The sequence below is a fragment of the Acidobacteriota bacterium genome (genome assembly GCA_028874215.1).
Taxonomy (GTDB): Bacteria; Acidobacteriota; UBA6911; order RPQK01; family JAJDTT01; genus JAJDTT01.
Map to the genome: position 1 here is coordinate 16,904 of JAPPLF010000080.1, position 19,960 is coordinate 36,863.

A 19,960-nucleotide genomic window follows, 5' to 3' on the forward strand; every position below is an offset into this window, starting at 1 on the left:
CGATTTCCAATCGCCCGCTCTTCGGTCACCGGATTGGTAGAGGGGGGACTGCCGTCCCCCATACCCCCCCCTCATCGGCGGTAGGAAAACCGCCGCTCCAGTCGGCGACAGGAGAGTCGCCGCTCCATGACCTGCGTGTTATGATCCCCGCCGGGAGTGACGGCATGAGATTGAATTCCACCCTATGCTCGGCAATTTTCCTGGGAGGCGTCCTGTTGCCCGGAGTCTCCTGCGCTCCGGGTCCCGCGGCGGATCCTCCCATTCGGCTGGACGATCGGGTCCAACTGTTCGCGGATGACCTGCTCGTCGAACGGATGGACCGGGTCTGGCGGAGTCTGGGGCGGGGAGGAAAGGTAGCCGGGAACCCCCTGATCCGGTCCGACCGTCCCTGGGAAGGTTATCTGATACTTCAACCGGGGAGTGTTATCTACTCTCCGGAAAAGAAAATTTTCGAGATGTGGTACAACACGTTGCCGCGAACCGGAGAATCCGGCATCGATCAGTTCGTCTGTTACGCCACCTCCGAGGACGGGATCCGGTGGGAGAAGCCGGAGTTGAACCACCTGGAGTTCCGCGGCTCCAAGGCCAACAACATTGTCCTGCGTTGGAACAATTGGAACCATTCGGTGATCCTGGACCCGGAGGACCCGGACCCCTCCCGCCGCTACAAGATGGGCTACTGGCAGACCCGGGACCGGGAACGGTGCGGCATCTGGGCCGCCTTCTCACCTGACGGCATCCGCTGGACCGACTACGAAAAGAATCCGGTGGTGCCCTGCTGGGCCACGGGAGACACCTTCGCGGTGATGCGGGATCCCGTTTCCCGGCAGTACTGGCTCTATCACAAGACCAATCCCGGAGGTCCCCGGAAGGTGTCACGGCTGGTCAGCGACGACTTCATCCACTGGACCGACGATCGCCTGGTGCTGGAGCCGGATGCCCATGACCGTCCCGGGACCGAGTTCTACGGGCTTTCGGCCTTCCCCTACGGCAGCCAGACCCTGGGTCTGCTCTGGGTCTTTCACACCAACATCCAGACCATGGACGTCCAGTTGGTCTCCAGCCGGGATGGCATCAAGTGGGATCGGAGCGTCTACCGGCGGCCGCTGATCTACCTCGGCTACCAGAGAAACGAGTATTCGGGCAAGAGCTTCGACAGCGGGATGATCTGGCCCATCACGGCTCCCGTGGTCAAGGATGGAATGGTCTGGATCTACTACTCCGGGTTCGACAACCTCCACAACGCCCCGTCGGAGGACCACACGGGAGAGATCGGATTGGCCCGCATGCGGCAGGACGGCTTCGTTGCCCTCGACGCCACTGCCGAGGGCTCGGTTCTAACCAAGCCGCTGCAGTTCTCGGGGAGCACACTCCAAGTGAACGCCCGCCTGCTCCGGCGGGAGGGGGACGCGTCGGAGGCGCCGGGGGAGGTGACCTTCAACGACAGCCCCAACCAGGAAGGCTATCTGAAGGTGGAGATCCAGGACGCGGCAGGGAACCCCATTCCCGGGTACGAAGCCGATGCTTCCAGTCTGGCACCGGCAGACGGGGTCTATTCCAAGGTCTCGTGGGAGGGGAAGGAGAGCCTGGAAGAGCTTCAAGATCGACCGGTTCGTTTGAAGTTTATTCTGAGCAGAACCCGTCTATATTCCTTCCAAATCAACTGAATTGAGGGGGGCGTTCCTGGCGGCGAAAGTAACATTCTCCCTGGTGCTCATGATCCTGGCGGCCCTGGCCCGGGCCGGTGCGGAGCCGGCTGGCCGCGAGTGCTCGGTGGAGCTTCGCATCACCTCGTCCCTCCCCTTTGCCCAGATCCCCGTCGACCCCTGGATCGATTTCGCCTCCCTGGCTGCGGACGCCGGAATCGAAGGCGTTCTCGATCCCAACTCGATTCAGGTCGTGGATGCGGTATCGGGGGGTCCTGTGCCTCATGCGCTGAGCCGCGACTTCCACCACGGACATCAGGGACGGGTCCAGTGGGTCGTGGAGGACCCGGAGCGACGAGATTACCGAATCCGGTTTCGGACGGATCCCGTCCGGCCGCCTCTGAACCCCCGCCCGTACATCCCCATGATCGGTACCGGCGATCTGCTTCGCTACAACGCGGGGAAACCGAAACCCATTTCACTCCCCATTCTGGGCGCCTTGGTGGACTTGACGGGGGACGGCAAGCGGGACTTGGTGGGAACGGTGATCTACACGTATTCGCCTGACCGTCCGCCTGGAGGAATCGTTTGCTATCCCCGGGTCGGCGGTGTCGACGAGTTCCAGTTCGGAGAACCGGTCGCCATTCGCTACCTGGAAGAAGCCGGCTCGCCGGAGCCGCGTCACCTGCGGGCCGGTTATCTCCATCTGGACGCGGGAGACCTGAACGGCGACGGCCTGGTGGACCTCGTCTATTCCTCGCCTGCCGACGGCTCACATCAGAATCCCCGCAGCGCCGAAGGTTGGATCGTCTTCCTCATCAACACCGGGCGCCGGGACGATGGAGGACTTCCCCTCTTCCGGGACCACGGCCGCATTTCCCGTCCGCCGGACTGGTGGGGTCCAGTGAGAATCGTGGACCTGGACCAGGACGGAACCCAGGACCTGTTCGTCGGATCCATGTTTCGAGGTCAGGACATTCCACCTGACGGCCGGGGTTACTTCATTAGAAATAGGAATCCCGAGGGCTGGCCCTTTCGGCCGGGGTCTCCTGTACGAATCGATCCGGGAGTCCGGGCCAGTTTCTACGACGTGGACCAGGACGGCCGTCCGGACAGCGTCTGCCTGGTCACCGATCCCGACGCCGAGAGGAAGAAACATTTCTACCGGGTGGCGTGGCGCCGGAACCAGGGTGGAACGGTTCCAAGGTTTGGTTCGCCTCGCCTGTTGGAACAGATCGGAGCCCGGGCCGCCTATTTCACCGCGTCCGTCCCGTCGGGCCGCCGCCAGGGGTTGCTGGTGGCCTACGACCACCTCCGAAAGTTGGCCTTCTTCGAACATCTTCAGGATGATGCCGAAAAGGAACCGGCTTTCCGCCGCCACGAGGCACTGTCGTTGTCTGCGCATGCGATTCTGGGAGAACAATCGACGCCTTATCCCTGCGACTGGGACGGAGACGGGGACTGGGATCTGCTGGCCGGCGACGGATTCGGCTTCGTCCGCGTCCTGATCAACCAAGGCACCGAGTCCCGGCCGGTATTCGTCCGGGAAGAGCCGGTCCGGTCCCAGGGGGAACCGATCCGCCTCTTCATGAGCCAGGTCTTTCCCGGGCTGGAGGACTACGGGCACAATATGGGCTACACGCACCCGGTCTACGTCGACTGGGACGGAGACCGGCTGCCGGACCTGTTGTTGCCCAACCTCACCAACCGGATCTACTGGTACCGGAACATCGGCACCCGGAGCCGCCCCAGGTTCGGTCCCCGGCTCCAGGTTTTGTGCGAGGGGTATCCGGACGGAAAGGACCTCTTGCGCGCGACGGCCAAATTGTTGGGGGCCGGAACCGGCCAGTGGAGGAAACGGGTTCCCAACCGCCATCAGCCGTTTCGCTGGAGGGCCCGGGCCGCCTTTGCCGACCTTACCGGTGACGGTCTCACCGATCTCGTGACGGCTGCGTCCGTCACTTGGGATACCCGCCTGTTCCGAAGGTTCCGGGACGGGGAGGGGAGGCTTCGGCTCCGGGACGACGGACCCTTTCGCCTTCCCGGAGGCGAAACCATCCAGGCAGTCGATCTCCAGCCGAGCCAGTTCTTCCTGGTGGACTGGAACGGGGACGGACTGCTGGACCTCTTCTTCAACGAATGTTGGCGAAGGACGGCGGAGTGGGACCACAATCCAACCCGGCCTCTGATCTATCCCAACATCGGCACCCCCACGGAACCGCGCTTCGGACGCCCGCAGGTTCTGTCCCTCTTCGGAAAACCGTTGGAAGGGCTTGGCTCGCACGGTCCCTACTACGGATTTCGGGACCTGGACGGCGACGCAAAACCGGACATCCTGGCCTCGCCGGAAATGGGAACCTACTACTTCTACCGGCACACGGCGCTGGAACTGGACGAACGCCCCGCCGTCCGCCTGGGCCGCACCGTGGTGTCGGATCGCTAAGCACGGATGCAGGTTCCCGAGAGACGCCCGTTCGCATCACGAAGGGTGAGGGCCGCCGCCCGCACCATCATCCGAACGTTGCTGTTGGCCCTTCTCACCGGCTCGGCGGCGGAGTCTGCATCGCCGCCACGGCCGAACATCATCCTGATCATGGCGGACGATCTGGGCTACTCGGACCTGGGCTGCTACGGGGGGGAGATCCGGACGCCGAATCTGGACCGCCTGGCCCGCGACGGGCTCCGTTTCTCGCAGTTCTACAACAACGCCATCTGTCCGGCCAGCCGGGCGTCGTTGCTCAGCGGACTCTATTCCCAACAGGTGGGAGATCGGCGTTTCCTGGGATGCGTCACCTTGGCGGAAGCACTCAAGGCCGCCGGCTACCGGACCCTCATGTCGGGCAAGTGGCACCTGGACGGCCATCCGTTGAAACGGGGGTTCGAGCGTTACTACGGACTCCTGACGGGAACCTGCAATCACTTCAATCCGGGCCGGAGACGATCCGGTGAGCCGGAGCCGGGCAAGAAGTTTGCCGGCGACGAGCAACCCTTCTCCATCGAAGGGAAGGTCTTTCGCCCCTACACGCCGGACGACCGCCGGTTCTACAGCACCGACGCCTTCACCGACCACGCCATCGGCTATCTGAAGCAGTACGGCCGGGAGAAACGCCCCTTCTTTCTCTACCTCGCCTACACCGTTCCCCATTATCCGCTGCATGCCTGGCCGGAAGACATTGCCCGCTACCGGGGCCGTTTCATGGCGGGTTGGGACACTCTCCGCCGGGAACGCCACCGGCGTCTGGTCCGCGAAGGTTTGATCTCCGACCAATCGGAACTGCCTCCTCGCAGCCCCCACGCGCCGGCCTGGGACGAGGTGCCGGACAAGGAAGCCTGGGACCTGAAGATGGCGGTCTACGCCGCCATGGTGGACCGAATGGACCAGAACATCGGCCGCCTCATGGAGACCGTGCGGTCGCTGGGCAAGGAGAGGAACACTCTGGTTCTGTTTCTGTCCGACAACGGCGCCAGCGACGAGGACCGGACCCGGACGCCCGGCCTGCGGCCGGGTCCGGTGGAATCCTACCGATCTGTGGACCTCCCATGGGCCAATCTCAGCAACACGCCATTCCGCCAGTTCAAGCGATGGAACCACGAAGGCGGCATCGCCACGCCCCTGGTGGCGTACTGGCCCCGGGGAATTGCGCGGCCGGGAAGGATCAGCCCGGAACTCGGCCACCTCATCGACATCATGGCCACCTGCCTGGAGGTCGCCGGAGCCGACTATCCGTCAGAGGTGAACGGGATGAAGATCCCGCCGTTGGAGGGCCGGAGCCTGCTTCCCATCTTCCAGGGAAGCACTCGGGAGGGCCACGAGGCGCTCTTCTGGAATCAACGGGGTCTCTGGCGGGCGGTGCGGCAGGGGAGGTGGAAGCTGGTTTCGCCCGACCACTGGATTCGCTACCAGCCTTGGCGGCCTTCGGGGACAGACTGGACCGTTCCTCCCGCCCCGGAAGATGCGGAAAGCCTGTGGCAGCTCTTCGACATGGACGCGGACCGAACCGAGAAGCGAAACCTTGCGTCCCGGCATCCAAAGCGGGTGAAGGCGATGGGCCGCCTCTATCAGGCTTGGAAACAGAGGGTTTCGAAAGATGGAGAATCGGCCCTGGAAGGAGAAATGAGGGGGGAGGAGTGAGGAGTTCCCCGCCTCCTTTCTTGAGATTTGGAATTTGTGATTTTCCCCGGATGGAGGGCGTATGTTTCCCATATTCATGAGTCCTTACGGAATACATACTAAGAATGTTTCGAGAAGTCTGATCGGAACCGTGTGCCCTCTCGTGTCCGTCCTCGCGCTGGGGACCGGCCTGTTTGCGGAGATTCGGATCGAGCCCGAAGCGCCGCGCTGGGGTCAAGACTTTGTCGTTCGGGTCACTCCGGATTTCCCGCGGGGACGGCTTTTCCCGAATGATCGTGTATTCATCAACATGTCGACTTGGCATCAGGATGTCCTTTCCACATTCAATGAGAAGGCCGTTTGGAACGGAGAGGAGTTCATCGCTCGGCTGACGTTGCCCGGCAACTGCGAATGGGCGTCGGTCAGGGTCCGGACGCCGGAAAAGATTTTTCGTGGCAAGGGTTTTGCGCCTCGGGCGGATAGTGGAGAAATGCCGCTCGGAACCCAGGTCTTGGCGTCATGCAGGCCGCGTACGGACCTCTCGACGTGCAATGAGTCCATCGTTAGCGCACTCGCTGAACATCCGAATCTTTGGTGGCTCTATCCCAAGATCTGGGGGCTGAGACAAAGGCTGTTGAAGAATCTCGACAGCGATGAAGTCATTTCACAGCTTCGCAAGATGGAACTCCACGAAACGGGACCGTCGTTGCTTCGGACCCTGTCCATGGGCTATTGGCTTGCAGATCGGTCCGGTCGCGCGTTTGAGAATTTGACCGAACTCTGCACTCGGTTTCCTGAATCGAGATACTCAGTGCAGGCCCTCAACGAAGCCATGTTCTGGATATCGACTCAGGGACTGGACCACTTGAACTCTCCGCTGGAAATGCTGCAAGCGAAGGTCGTAAGCGACGCACCGGCCAATTCACGACTGTGGAAGGACAGGAAATCCGTCCTCTGGCTCACGAGCAACACAAAGATGAGCCTGGAGGCCACTCGCCACCTTTTTGCCGTATGGGTCGACGAGGACCCGGCAGACCCCCATCCCTATCTTCTGCTGGCAAATGCGCTGTACCGGGAAGGGAACTCGGACGAAGAGGCTGAGCGGCTCATCGACCGGTCGCTTGAGCTCTACTACACGCCGCAAGCCTTTGTTTCCGACAAGCGCCTGAGGGATCAGGCCTTCAGGATTCGCGCCCGGCTTCGGCTCCGGAACGGGAATGCTGAAGGGGCCCTGGCCGACGTCAAGATGGCTCAAGCGGACGCACGAGGGCGATCGACGGAGGACCTGGAAATCGAGGCGGCAATCTGGACGAACGTCGGCCACCTCCGCCGCGCCGAGGAGATTCTCGTAGAAGCCTATCGAATGGGATCCGCGACGGCCGCGGAGATGTTAAAGAACGCCTTCGTTGCCCGCACCGGAGACAGCCGCGGTTTTGACGATTACCTCATGACCCGGTTGACCGGTGAATCTCCGGAACTGGAACCTGCCCCGCAGATCCGAGGGACGACACTGGAGGGCGTCCGGCTGACGCCCGAGTTGTTGAGGGGAAAGCCGGTGGTGGTGAACTTCTGGTTCACCAGTTGCGGGCCGTGCATCAAGGAAATCCCCGAGTTGAACGCTTTGGCGACCGAGTTTTCGGGCAAGGCCAGATTTCTGGCCTTCGCCACGGATGACGCGGAACCGATCAAGGAGTTCCTGAAGCGCCGGGAGTTCCGCTACGAGATCATTCCATCCTCCAGCCGGCTGGCACGGGCATTCGGGGTTGAGGCCTACCCGAGCCACTACATCATCGACGGCGAAGGCAACATCGTCTGGAGTGCCCTCGGTGCCGCTCCGAAAACCGTGGAGATTCTGGGAAACATCCTGCAAAGGCTCTTGAGCGATAAGCCGTTTCCGGTGAAAGGGTTGAGGAAACGGCAAGGGTAGCCGCCATTTCGTTGCCGCCGCCCCGAAGCAGGAGGACCCGGCGAGCGCATCTCCGAACGGCCTTTCAAGCACAGATGTCACGGTGAATTCTCGACGTGATTTCAAAAATCCCGATTTCCGGTTGAAATAAGGTATCTACCGTACTAGTATATACGTATGTCCAAATCCTTAAGTCGGCAGGAACTGGAGATCATGAAGCTGATCTGGCGTCTGGACAAGGAAGAGGTCACCGTCCGAGACGTCTACGAGGAGCTGCGCCTGCGGCGCCGGATCGCCTACACGTCCGTCATGGGCACCATGCAGAGCCTGGATCGGAAAGGGTTTCTCCGGAAGTGGAGAGAGGGCCGGGCACACATCTATCAACCCACCCGTCCCCGGGAAGAAGTGATTCGTGAGGTGGTGGCGGATCTGGTGGAGCGGGTATTCGGAGGGTCCAGCGAGGCGCTCATGCTGCACCTGGTCGAGCGGCACGACATCTCCAAGGAGAAGCTTCGAGAACTGGAAGAAATGATCGAGGAGGGGTAATGAGCCTGGAACTGTCGTTATCCAATCTCTGGTTCTACAGCCTGCAGACCGGAATCCTGATTCTGGCGGCTGGCCTCCTGGTCCGATTCCTTCGACTTCGAGAGCCCCGCAGTTTGTACCTTTTCTGGAGGGTTCTGCTGGCAGTCTGTCTGCTTCTGGGTTTCCAACCTGGAGTACCGGACCCCTTGTCCGATCCCGTACCGGTACCTCCGGCCGAAGAACTGACGCTTCCTGTTTCTCCGGTGACGGTGAGTGAGACGGACCAAGCTGCTGACGTATTTCCGGTGTTGGGGGTCCTTTTCGTCGCCGGCATTCTACTCCGCCTGATCTGGCTGGGGAACGGCTTCTACAGGCTCCACCGCTTGAGGCGGAGAACTCGACGGCTGGTCCTGCCCCCGCATCTTCAACCGCTGACCGGGGAGATGAGAGTTTCTAGCCGGTTTCGTGTGTCATCCGAGGTCACCGGGCCCGTTACCTTTGGTTGGTTCCGCCCGGTCATCATCTTCCCTGATTCGTTTGCCGAACTGGACCCGGCAATGCAGAAGGCCGTCGCTTGCCATGAGTTGCTGCACGTGAAGAGGAGGGACTGGGTCTGGAATACATTCGAGGAGTTGGTGCGGACCGTGTTCTGGTTCCATCCGGGTTTCTACTGGCTGATCGGCCGAATTCAGTTGACCCGGGAGCAAGTCGTGGATGAACAGGCGGTCGGGCTGCTGGGCTCGAGGAAGACCTACCTCCATTCATTGGTGGAGATCGCAAGGTGGAAGAATTCCGCCGCATCCGTCCCCGCTCCCCTTTTTCTCCGGGAATGCCAGTTCAGCCGCCGGGTGCGGCACTTGATCCAATTGCGGGAGGTACGTATGTCCAAGAATAAATCGACCGTTTTTTGGAGCTTCTGCGTCGCGCTGCTCTTGGCAACCGGATGGTGGAGCCTGGCTGCACTGCCTTTGACGGCCACTCCGCCGGCTCGGATGCCGCAAGAGGAACCAGCTGCCGGGCAGCCGGTTCGAGTCGGTAGCCGGGTCATGGCGAACAAGCTGGTCCACCAGGTTGATCCGGAGATCCCTGGGCAACCGGGGAGTTCCCGCCCGTTGATTCAGTTCATATTGTCCATCGTCATCGACAAAAACGGAGAAGTTCAGCGGGTTGAAGTCTTGCAAGGCGATGAAGCCCATCCCCCCTCGAATTCCGCCGTAGCGGATGCGGTGAAACAGTGGCGCTATGAGCCGTTTCTCCTGGACGGGAAGCCCGTTCCGGTGAGAACCACCGTGTTTCTTCTCTTGCCGCGCGCTGAACCAGTGGGAACCACCGGTTCCCACGCATCGCCGCACCCGGAACCAGCTTTCGATGAGCCTATTCATGTGGGCACCAATATCATGGCGGACAAGCTGATCCACCGGGTCGATCCCGAGATCCCATCGGGCCTGGAAGGCGACGGCCCACTGGGCCTGATCATCTTGTCCGTCGTGGTTGGCAAGAATGGCAAAGTTCAGCAGGTGACTGTCGTTCGGGGTGACAAGGGCGATCCCCGCCTGGATTCTGCCGCTGTGAAGGCCGTAAAGCAGTGGCGTTATGAACCGTATGTCTACCAGGGGAAACCTATAACCGTGAGAACGACCATCCTGCTTCGGATGCCCAAACCAGAATCAGCCGTCGAGGAGCCGGTTCGAGTGGGAGGACGGGTCATGGAGAGCCACCTGATCCACCGGGTTGATCCTGAGTTTTCGACAGAGCTCAAAGAAGCCCGTCCATCGGGTCAGGTCATACTGTCCATCGTGATCGGCAAGAATGGAGAGGTTCAGCAGGTGGAGGTCCTGAAAGGAGACGAGGGAGATCCCGGCTTGAACTCCGCGGCTGCGAACGCCGTCAGCCAATGGCGCTATAAACCCTTTCTCTTGAACGGCATACCCGTTCCCGTAAAAGCCACCGTAGTCGTCCGCTTCCTGCGCGATGCGTCCGTTCCGCAATCGGTCAATCTCAATAATGAGACCCGGAGCCAGATCCGGCACAGGCTTGACAGTGCGTTGAAGGAAGTGGACCGTGCCACAAATGAAATGAGAGCAATCGACATGACGGAGTTCCGGAGCCAGCTTGGGAGCGCTCGGAAAGAATTGGAGCGTGCCAGAAGCAAGTTGGCGGGGATCGACATGAAGGAGCTCCGGCACCGATTTGAAATGGCGCAGAAGAAACTAGAGCGCGCCAGAAGCGAGATGGCAGAAATCGACGTGAGAGAGTTCCGGAGAAAGCTTCAGGAACTGGAGAAAATGATCGAGAGAGAAGAATGAGCCTTGAACTGTGGGTGTCCAACCTCTGGTTCTTCAGCCTTCAGACTGGAATTCTGATTCTGGTCGGGGGAATTCTTCCCTGGGTCTTTCGTTTGCGGGCACCTGGCATCCTGCATCTCTACTGGCGGCTACTCATGGTCGCCTGCCTGCTATTGGCGCTCCAGCCGCTGGCGCCAATACCCGTGCCGGAACCAATTTCCGTTCCATTGGTCGAGGAACTGGTTGCTACCGCCAATCCGTCGCCGGCGGTCCAGGGCAGCACCTCTGCCAATCCGTACGCGTGGCTGGCTGGCCTACTGGTCACCGGCATGCTGCTGCGTCTCATCTGGCTCGGAGTCGGGTTCTACCGGCTCCACCGCCTACAGCGTAGAACCACGCGCCAATCTCTACCGCCGCATCTACACGCTCTTGCGGAAGAGCTGGGAGTCTCCGCGGAATACCGCATGTCGGGCGAAGTTGCCGGGCCCGTCACGTTCGGCTGGTTGCGGCCGGTGATCATCCTCCCCGAATCGTTCGGCCAATTGGAGCAGGGGATGCAGAGAGCCGTGGTCTGCCATGAGCTGTTGCATGTGAAGAGAAGGGACTGGCTTTGGAATACGGTGGACGAATTGGTGCGGTCCCTTTTCTGGTTTCATCCAGCCTTTCACTGGTTGATGGCCCGGATTCAGTTGACCCGGGAGCAGGTGGTGGACGAACAGGCTGTGAGGCTCCTGGGGGCCAGAAAGACCTATCTTCAATCGTTGGTGGAGATTGTTAAGCGGGGAAATAGCGCGTCCTCGTTGCCGGCTCCACTTTTTCTCAAGGAATCTCAGTTCAGCCATCGCGTACGGTTGCTGCTCCAGCTCCGGGAGGTGAAATTGTCCAAGACGAAAACCATCGTTTCTCTGGCCATGTGTTTCGGGTTGCTTGCCGTGGCTGGATGGTGGAGCGTCTTGGCATTGCCGCTGGCACGTCCATCCGTGGGCCGTCTCGCGCAAGCGGAATCTGAGGAAAAAGTGGTCGACCAGATTCTTTTGTTAGGCCATGTCATGGCCAACAGATTGCTTCATCGGGACGAACCCGAATATCCGCTGGCCGCCAAAGAGGCCGGTGTCGAAGGAGTTGTCGTATTGCGGGTCCTCATCGGCAGGAGCGGTGCAATGCAGGAGGCAGAAGTGGTTCGAGGTCACCCCGCGTTGCGGAATGCGGCTTTGGAAGCATTGAAGAGTTGGCACTGGGAGCCGATCAAGGTCGATGGGGAAGCCGTCCCGGTAAGCACAACCGTCGCTATCAATTTTGTCCTCAGGCCAGGCGCTCGAGAGCCGCAGCTCTGGCTCTGGATCGACGCTTCCGGAACCCTCTGGGACGGACAGCGGGAATTGGACGTGGAACTCATTGTCCAGCGGGCCAAGGATTTTGGAAATGTGGTGTTGCTCTGGCCAGGTCCTGACGTTCCCAGGACCCTTCTCGTGGACACGGTCGAGCGTCTGAAGCAGTCGGGAATCGACCATGTCTTTGTACCCAGCGCCACGATGGAGCATTGATCCGACTTCCTGGCATGCCTTGAATTGACAATCGGATCGTAAGGCGGAGGCAAGAGCATGAACAGTTTGATTTTGTTTTCGGCGTTCTTGGGCCTGCTCGGGGCGGAGTACACCGTCGAAGAAGTGCAACAGGAATATAGAGAAATTTTCCGGATCAAGGTCGGGGATCACCCGGAATTCGGCCCGTATATGAATAGTGAAACCAGCAAATTGCCCCGGGGTCACTTCCTTCATGATTTTGTCGAAGAAAATTATTGGTTAATTCACTACCTACAACAGAACAGACCAAAGGTTGACCACGAAAAGCTCGACGAATTGAGGGACGAGCCGGCTACGCTCGCGGAGTTTCACCACCGCTCGTTGGTAGAGGATGAGACCTTTAATACTTCTCTTCTCGCTCTCGTCGGCAGGTACCTTGGAAACCATGGGTTGGAACTGGTTGGCCATGCGGATGCAGCCAGAGAAACGGTCACTGCCGAGCGTTTGACCGGGATCGCAGTGCGTTTCTTTTTTCCGACCACGATCATGGAAGACGGGAGGATCAAAGCATCGGTTTGTGCCGGACTTCACGGTCTGAAGGACTTCGAGGGCGAACGCGATTTGATGCTGGAAGCGTTCTGCTACGAAGCCATCTTCAACGAGTTTGGATCCCGTCAGTACGGCATGATGGACGAGTTCACATCGATCCTGGGCCGAGTCAGAGGTCTTCAACTGTCCACGGACAAGGAGATGAAACTCACCCGTGCTCAAGGGGCAGTGTGGGCACTGCTTGCTTCCAATGAGACGCTCCGGGAAGTGCTTTCAAACGCGTACAAATCGAAGAAAGGGATTTTGCCCTTTGTGGTCGAAGGCCTGGCGCCTTGAACGAGAAGTGCCTCCGAGGCCGGCTTGGCACCTTATCCCCCGTAGTCGTCGCGGTACGTGACCTTCAGGGCGTTGTTGAACAGGTTCAACAGATTGATCAGACCAATCAGGAACGTGAGCTCCACGATCTCCTCGTCCGAGAATTCCTGCCGGAGCCGATCGAAGAAGTCTTCCCCGATACCGTTGGCATCCCGGATCGCTCGCGTCGTATAGTCCAGCGCCAACGCCTCCCTGCGGCTCAGATGCTCCGGCGCGTCCAGGTTCTCGATCTGCGCGTCCGGGATGCCGATCATCCGCATGATGGCCCGGTGGGAGTTGATGCAGAACTGGCATTCGTTGTGGAGCGAGGCATTCAGAATCACCTTCTCCTTGAGCTCCCGCTCCAGAATCCCGCCGGGGTAGACCCCTTCGCCGGTGGCTCCGAACGCCTTCAGGATCTCGGGCCGCAACGACATGGCCTGAAGCATCTCGACCGGAAGCCCGCCGGCCTCGGCGAGGGCCCGGCTCTCCTGGAACGCGGACGAGCCGCTCAATTCGTGGAAGACCTGTCTGACTCGATCGGGATCGACACGGACTCGCATGGACGCCTCCCATTGAACGGTCCCCTCATCGGGACCGGAGCACTGGAATTCTCTCAGTTTCGGATCTAGCATTCATACGAGGCGACGGTACAGTCCTTTTTTCCGGTCCGCACAGCCGAGGAGGTGAGCAGATGTCCCCTACGAATCGTCGAGCGTTCTTGAAGGAATCGAGCCTGGGCCTGACGGCGGCGGCCGTGGGATTGACTCCCGCGGTGGGCAGCGTTCTCGGGGCCAACGACCGTCTCAACGTCGGAGTCATCGGCTGCGGAGGCCGGGGACGCCGCCTGGGCGAGAATTTCGCCGCTCTGGAAGGATGCCGGGTGACCTACGTCTGCGATCCGGACTCCGAGCGCGTCGCCCAAGCCATCGAGCAGACCGGCGCGGAGCGCGGCGTCGCGGATCTCCGGTACATCCTCGACGACCCGGAGGTGGACGCGGTGGTGATCGCTACTTGCGATCACTGGCATGCTCCGGCCGCCATTCTGGCCTGCCAGGCGGGCAAGCACGTCTACGTCGAAAAGCCCTGCTCCCACAACGTCCGGGAAGGACGGCAGATGATCGATGCCGCGCGCCGGCACGGGCGGGTCATGCAGCATGGCACCCAGAGCCGGTCGAGCGACGGCGTGATCCGGGCCATCGGCATGCTCCGGGAAGGGGTGATCGGCGACGTTCTGGTGGCCAAGCACGTAAACAGCCAGAAACGGCGCAATATCGGGCACGTCGAGCCGTCCGCGCCACCGGCCAACCTGGAATACGACCTTTGGGTCGGCCCCGCCGAATGGGCGGACTACCAGTCCAACTACGTCCACTACCATTGGCATTGGTTCTACAACTTCGGCACCGGGGACATCGGCAACGACGGGGTCCACGGCATCGACCTCGCCCGCTGGGGACTGGGGGTAAAGACCCATCCCAGCCTGGTGACCGGCTACGGGTCCAAGCTCTTCTTCGACGACGATCAGGAGTTTCCCGACACCTACACGGTGACGTTCGTCTATCCCGGAGGCACCGGCGACTCGGGGCAACGATTGCTGGTCTACGAGCAGCGCATCTGGTCGCCCTATCGAAACGACGCTCAGGGAAACAATCTCTACTTCTACGGAACCGAGGGGATGATGACGCTGGGAGGGCAGGGAATCCGGATCTACGGCAAGAAGAACGAGTTGATCCGCCAGGAGGGGCGGTACGAGCTCACCAGGGGAGTCCACCAGAAGGACTTCGTAGACGCCATTCGATCCGGGGGACGCCCGGTAGCGGACATCGAGGTGGGCCACCTCTCCTCCACTCTCCCCCATCTGGGGAACATCGTGGCCCGGACGAATCGAAGCGTCCGGTTCGACGCGGACCGGGAGCAGATCGTGGGAGACGAGGAGGCCAATACCCTGCTGGGCCGCCGTTACCGGCCGGGCCACTGGGCCGTGCCCAGTTGAGGCCCAGGATCACCGAATCTATGTAGAAAATGGGTACGCTATGGACTACGACGCGATCGCGCGTGAATACCACGAGAACGGATTCGGGGTCGTTCCCGGATTCTTCTCGCCGGAGGAGCTGGCAGAGGTGGATCGGCAACTCGGCCGGTACCTGCAGCAGTCCCTTTCCGATCTGGAACCGGGCGAAGCCTACTACGAGGATGGCGGCGGTGGCGCGGTGCGGTGCGTTTTCAGGATCAACCAGCGCTCCGGTTATTTTGCGGGGTTGATGCGGGATCCTCGTCTGATGGCGCTGGTCGAAGCGCTCTATCCCGGCGCGGCGGCCGAGGCGGATGGCGTGATGCTCATCGACAAGGCCCCCTTCGCCGCCTACGAGTTCCCCTATCATCAGGACAACGCCTACCAGTTCTGGAATCCGGCGGAGGCCGTAGCCGTCACCCTGGCCCTGGATGCAGCCAATGACGACAACGGGACCATCGTCTGCCTGAAGGGCTCGCACCGCGCTCCGATCCTGCCGCACCAGCCTTCAGGCGTCACCGGGGCGAGCCTGGGCCTTCTGGAGAAGCCGGACCTCAGCCGTTACCCGGAGGTGGCGCTCGACCTGAAGCCCGGGGATCTTTCGCTGCACCACGTCAACGTGATCCATCGAACCGGACCGAATCGCACTGCCCATCACCGGCGCAACCTCGGCTTCGCCTACCATTCTTCCCGGGCGCGGCGGGACCCGGAGGCCCACGCCCGCTACCAGGAACATCTGGGCCGGGTCAACTCGTCGATCGGACAAGCGAACTAGGATGCCAGAGACCTCTCCCGACGCCGCGTCCACGCCTCAAACCATCACCAGGAGCCGCCTGACGCGGGATCTCACTCGGCTCGGGGTGCGAAACGGGGACTGCGTCATGCTGCACAGTTCCCTGAGCCGCCTGGGATGGGTCGAGGGTGGCGCGGCCACGGTGGTGGAGGCCTTCCTGGACGCCATGGGACCGGAGGGGACGTTGCTGACACCGGCCTTCACGGGAGGCGCCTGGACCGAGCATATGGCCCTCCCGGACTGCCGCGGGGTCTGCCCGCAGGACTTCTGCCCCAGCCGGTGGGCCAGCCGGGAGGGGGCGATCCCCAACGCCGCGCTCCAACGCCCCGGCCGTCTGCGAGGCTGCCATCCCACCCACTCCTGGATCGCCAACGGGGCTCGGCGGAGGGATGCCCTGCGGGGACAGCGGGAGTGCCCGACGCCGTGCGGCCCGGGGAACCCCTTTGAGAAGGTGGTGGAGTGGGACGGTTGCATCGTCATCCTGGGAGTCGGAGTCGACACCATCACGCTCTGGCACTATTACGAGGACCTCCTGGAGGTGGGCTACCTGGGCTACTACCATCCGGAGGCCCGCCATCTTTCCTACTGCGCCACGGGAAAGCGGATCCAGTACGATTTTCCCGGGATCATGCAGGACGTGGTCCGGGCCTCGGGGATCATGACCACCGGCAAGGTCGGACGCAGCGAGTCAGGGTTGATCCGGGCCCGCGTCTTCCGCCGGTTCATGGCCACCATCATGGCCGACGATCCCGATTGCTTCGTGTTGCGGCCGGCGGATGCCGCGAATGGCGATCTGGCCGTCGATGCCCTGGCCAAGGGAGCCGGCATGCTGCGGGCCTGGCGCCGGGGACCGGCGGAACTGCCCGAGCGCATCGATCTTCCACAGGACGGTGACGGCGTGGTCCGGGAGGACTGTCCATCGTTTGCCGGCTACCACGAGGCGGACGGCCGGAGATGGCCTCTCTGCCGGGCCAACGACCGGCATCCGGAACTGCACCACCACGGCGGAATCTTCGATCGTCTGGGCAAGACCTGCTGTGGCCGGTGTTCCTGGCATCTTCGCTTTCCCGAAGAGCCGGCTCAGACGGGGGATTGACGCGAATTCCTCACCGGGCGGTGAAACGAAAGGCGAAGAGGTCCGCGTCCTTCAGAACGAAGCGAAGACGCACGGTTTGACCCGCCAGGCCGCCGACGTCCGGACCCTGCTTCCAGCGGACCTCCCGCTCCAGCTTGTCGCCGAACGTGGGAGGGCAATCCTCCAGGCCGTAGCCCTCCAGGGGTCTTCCCGCGGCGTCCTGGATCTCGACCCTCAGGCTTCCTGCCGCCGATGTGGAGAAGTTCAGCAACAGGCGGTCTCCCTGGAAGCGAATGGGGCGAGTGACCATCTCTCCGCCTGACATGGGCGCGGAAACGGCCACGAAACCGTCGAGCCGAAGGGTGAAACGCCGCAGGTTGAGACTCTTGCCTCTCCAATAGCCCTCGGTGGCGTACATGGAGATCTCGTTGGGAGCCCCCCGGATGTGGCTGGGGTTTCCACCAGGCCCCAGTTCTGGACGTTGTCCCCGTAGGTCCAGTTGTCCACCGGTCTCAGGCCGGGCCGGATGAAGGCCTCCGGCCAGCGGTGGAATCGGACCCGGTCGCGGCTTGCCATCAGGAGGCCCTCGGTCAATGCGGTGCCGTATCGGAGACTGACACCAGCCCGCAGCCGGCGGTGCTCGAAACCCGGGAGGGCTCTCATGGAGTCGGACCATCCCCGTTCGATGTAGCGGTTGGGAAACCCCAACAGGATGTGGGGGGCCCGGTAGTACGGGATGATCTGGTTGGTGTAGAGCTGCACGTCGGCGGAGCCCCGATAGCAGAGCCAGACCGGGTCGGTCCAATTCAGAAAGTCCTGGGAGGTTCCGGTCATGACGTCCCGGATGCCCTTGGTCCTCGGCTGATTCTCCGCGGTCGGCCGGAAGTCGCGGTGGTATTCGCGGTACTCGTTCCGGAACGAATCCCAGAACGCCAGGTTCTGGGAGTCGAAGTAGCCCTGGGTGATGACCAGGCGGTCCGCCATCAGCTCCCAATGGATGGCGTCGGCCGACTTCCACGCGTAGAGCCCCCGGAGCCGGCTCCAGGAGAGGGCCTTGTAGCGTGCGTCGGGCGAGGCGGCCGGATTGGGGTCCTTGAAGGGGACGAAGTTGCGGATGATGTCGCCGTCTGCAAGCCGATCCATGAGGATGTTGTTCCGCTTGGATCCCTCGAACTCCACCAGGCCCAGTTGGGGCCGGTACCAGTGGATCCCGTCCAGGCTCTCGGCATAGCAGGTCACCTGCCGGCGTGGAAATTCGAGCCTCTTCCCGGTCTCGAAGTGCCAGCCCCGGTAGTACATCCGGTAGCGGTTTCCGTCCTGGAAGATGGTGAAGGTGAAGCAGGCGTTCCCCTCCCAGGGCCGGTCGGTCACCAGGACCGCCTCCCTGCGAATCGGACGCTGCAGTTGGAGCCGGGCCTCGCCCCGAAGCTCTTCCACCAGGGAAGGTTCCACGAACAACTCCAGCCGCAAACCGACATCCAGGACCTCCGAGTGGAGGCTCCAGCAGAACGTGGGGAAGAGAAGCGCCAGAACCGGGGGCCTCATGAGGATCGGCGTCCACCTGCGTTTCATTCCACGAACTCCTGGTTTGATCGCTCCCGAGTCCGGGCGGGACAAATTCGGGACAGGACCAGCGCCGATCCGAACGTGATCAGCGAGGAGACCGGGATCACCCACATCCAGGCCAACCGCGGGAGCCCGAAGAGCCAGTGGCCCTGGGCCCAGACCAGGCCCGCCGACATCCCCGCAAGCGCGGACACGATGACCGCTCGGCCGCTGGCCGGGACCTTCAGGATGGCCAGAAACATCATCGCCCCCAGGGTGCCCACCAGGAAGCTGCTGATTCGGCCCGTCAGGTCGAAGAGGTTTCCACGCTGATCGTCGGGGATGGAATCCAACAGGAAACAGATCATGATGGCTGCGACTCCCGCGGCGACGGTCACGGCCCGGGCCAGCTTCAACTCGCCGCGGGGGGTGACGGCCACGGTCCGGAGACGCCGGTAGTAGTCGGTGATGATCACTGAGGAGATGGAGTTGATCCCCGAATCCAGGCTCGACATGGCGGCGGAGAAGAGAGCCGCCACCACCAGCCCGGCCAGGCCCCGGGGGAGGACGTGACCGATGAAGTGCGGGAAGACGCTGTCCGTGTCTGCGGGGAGATGGGTCTGGTAGTAGGAATAGAGCGCCATTCCGCACAGGCTCAGAAGGAGAGTGATGACGACGCTCGCCGTCAGGTTGCAGGCGAACGAGCGCCGTGCCGACGCTTCCGAGCCGGTGCTGAGATAGCGCTGGACGGCCACCTGGTCTCCGGCCGCGGTGCAGATCCACCAGAAGAGGGTCCATAGGATCATGCCGAACCAGGTCAACCGGACCGTCGGGTCGAGGCTGAAGAGAGGCTGGGGCTCCATGTCCGCCGCCGCCATCTGGCCGTACCAGGTGAGCGGTCCGGTCCCGGCGTCAAGGGCGACATACGCGATGGTGAAGAGGGCGCCGGCCAGGAGGATGAAGAACTGGACCACGTCGGTCCAGATCACGGCCCGGATCCCGCCCAGGGTCGTATAGACGGTGCCCACGGCCGCTACCCCCAGGACCACCGTGGCGAAGGGGAGGCCGCTGATGGTGGCCAGGGCGCCGGCTGCCGTGAAGACGATGGTCCCCATCCACGCCAGCCGGATCAGGACGAAGATGGTGGCCCCGAAGAGGCGTGTGGAGAGGTCGAATTGCCGCTCCAGGCACTCGTAGGCCGAGGTGATTTTCAGCCGCATCAGGAAGGGAACCACCAGGTACCCCACCAGAAGGAAGACGATGGGATAGGAGAGCAACTGGGAGTTGGCGCCCAGCCCGTGCTTGATGATCTCGCCGGGGTGGGAGAGATAGGTGATGGTGGAGAGGATGGAGGCCAGCAGGCTCAGCCCCACGGCGAACCAGGGCATGTTCCGCCCCGCCAGGAAGTACTCCTCGGTGTCGCTCTGGCGCCGGCTGAAGGTGTAGCCGAGTAGGACGACTGCGGCCAGGTAGAGGAGGATGGCCGCGTAGTCGACGCCGTGGAGCCCCTCGAATCGGCCCGGCGGACCGCCCATGGCCAGAAACGGCGTCATCGCCAGGTTCCCCTCAAGAAGCCGCAACGCAGCGGAGTGCCAGTTGAATCGCCGCTGGCCGGCGCAGTAGCCTGACCGCACGCG

At 62.1% G+C, this 19,960-nt stretch carries 15 protein-coding genes; 11 read left to right on the top strand and 4 right to left on the bottom strand.

Annotated elements, in window-relative coordinates:
- Window positions 1–164: 164 nt before the first annotated feature.
- From OXT71_15565 to OXT71_15600, 8 genes are all read left to right on the top strand, one after another.
- Window positions 165–1,667: a hypothetical protein gene (locus OXT71_15565; protein MDE2927812.1), complete on the top strand. Its 1,503-nt coding sequence runs from the start codon at window positions 165–167 to the stop codon at window positions 1,665–1,667.
- A 49-nt stretch (window positions 1,668–1,716) separates the two neighbouring features.
- Window positions 1,717–4,089: a VCBS repeat-containing protein gene (locus OXT71_15570; GenBank protein ID MDE2927813.1), complete on the top strand. Its 2,373-nt coding sequence runs from the start codon at window positions 1,717–1,719 to the stop codon at window positions 4,087–4,089.
- Window positions 4,090–4,134: 45 nt separating this feature from the next.
- A complete protein-coding gene (locus OXT71_15575) occupies window positions 4,135–5,778 on the top strand; it encodes an arylsulfatase (protein MDE2927814.1) in 1,644 nt (547 codons plus the stop codon).
- Between the two features lie 790 nt (window positions 5,779–6,568).
- Complete coding sequence (locus OXT71_15580; protein MDE2927815.1) at window positions 6,569–7,684, top strand: TlpA disulfide reductase family protein; 1,116 nt, start codon at window positions 6,569–6,571, stop codon at window positions 7,682–7,684.
- Between the two features lie 156 nt (window positions 7,685–7,840).
- The gene (locus OXT71_15585; protein MDE2927816.1) at window positions 7,841–8,209 is read left to right on the top strand and encodes a BlaI/MecI/CopY family transcriptional regulator; all 369 of its coding nucleotides are present in this window, start codon (window positions 7,841–7,843) and stop codon (window positions 8,207–8,209) included.
- Window positions 8,209–10,494, top strand: a complete 2,286-nt coding sequence (locus tag OXT71_15590; protein ID MDE2927817.1) for a TonB family protein — start codon at window positions 8,209–8,211, stop codon at window positions 10,492–10,494. The genes OXT71_15585 and OXT71_15590 overlap by 1 nt, the downstream gene beginning before the upstream one ends.
- Window positions 10,491–12,017: a M56 family metallopeptidase gene (locus tag OXT71_15595; GenBank protein MDE2927818.1), complete on the top strand. Its 1,527-nt coding sequence runs from the start codon at window positions 10,491–10,493 to the stop codon at window positions 12,015–12,017. Before OXT71_15590 ends, OXT71_15595 begins: the two co-directional genes overlap by 4 nt.
- A 57-nt stretch (window positions 12,018–12,074) precedes the next feature.
- Complete coding sequence (locus OXT71_15600) at window positions 12,075–12,881, top strand: hypothetical protein (protein ID MDE2927819.1); 807 nt, start codon at window positions 12,075–12,077, stop codon at window positions 12,879–12,881.
- A gap of 32 nt (window positions 12,882–12,913) precedes the next feature.
- Here OXT71_15600 and OXT71_15605 read toward each other — a convergent pair whose 3' ends face one another.
- On the bottom strand, window positions 12,914–13,462 hold the full coding sequence (locus OXT71_15605; protein MDE2927820.1) for a carboxymuconolactone decarboxylase family protein: 549 nt from the start codon (window positions 13,460–13,462) through the stop codon (window positions 12,914–12,916).
- Window positions 13,463–13,593: 131 nt separating this feature from the next.
- Here OXT71_15605 and OXT71_15610 point away from each other — a divergent pair, with 131 nt between their 5' ends.
- From OXT71_15610 to OXT71_15620, 3 genes are read left to right on the top strand one after another with little or no spacing between them, the layout of a single operon-like run.
- The gene (locus OXT71_15610; GenBank protein MDE2927821.1) at window positions 13,594–14,892 is read left to right on the top strand and encodes a Gfo/Idh/MocA family oxidoreductase; all 1,299 of its coding nucleotides are present in this window, start codon (window positions 13,594–13,596) and stop codon (window positions 14,890–14,892) included.
- Between the two features lie 40 nt (window positions 14,893–14,932).
- Window positions 14,933–15,685 (top strand): phytanoyl-CoA dioxygenase family protein, encoded by a 753-nt coding sequence (locus tag OXT71_15615; protein MDE2927822.1) that lies wholly within the window; start codon window positions 14,933–14,935, stop codon window positions 15,683–15,685.
- Window position 15,686: 1 nt separating this feature from the next.
- On the top strand, window positions 15,687–16,799 hold the full coding sequence (locus tag OXT71_15620; GenBank protein ID MDE2927823.1) for an AAC(3) family N-acetyltransferase: 1,113 nt from the start codon (window positions 15,687–15,689) through the stop codon (window positions 16,797–16,799).
- Window positions 16,800–16,809: 10 nt separating this feature from the next.
- Here OXT71_15620 and OXT71_15625 read toward each other — a convergent pair whose 3' ends face one another.
- From OXT71_15625 to OXT71_15635, 3 genes are read right to left on the bottom strand one after another with little or no spacing between them, the layout of a single operon-like run.
- Window positions 16,810–17,088 (bottom strand): hypothetical protein, encoded by a 279-nt coding sequence (locus tag OXT71_15625; GenBank protein ID MDE2927824.1) that lies wholly within the window; start codon window positions 17,086–17,088, stop codon window positions 16,810–16,812.
- Window positions 17,043–18,350, bottom strand: a complete 1,308-nt coding sequence (locus OXT71_15630) for a hypothetical protein (protein ID MDE2927825.1) — start codon at window positions 18,348–18,350, stop codon at window positions 17,043–17,045. The genes OXT71_15625 and OXT71_15630 overlap by 46 nt, the downstream gene beginning before the upstream one ends.
- A complete protein-coding gene (locus OXT71_15635; protein MDE2927826.1) occupies window positions 18,347–19,957 on the bottom strand; it encodes a sodium/solute symporter in 1,611 nt (536 codons plus the stop codon). The genes OXT71_15630 and OXT71_15635 overlap by 4 nt, the downstream gene beginning before the upstream one ends.
- Window positions 19,958–19,960: the final 3 nt, after the last annotated feature.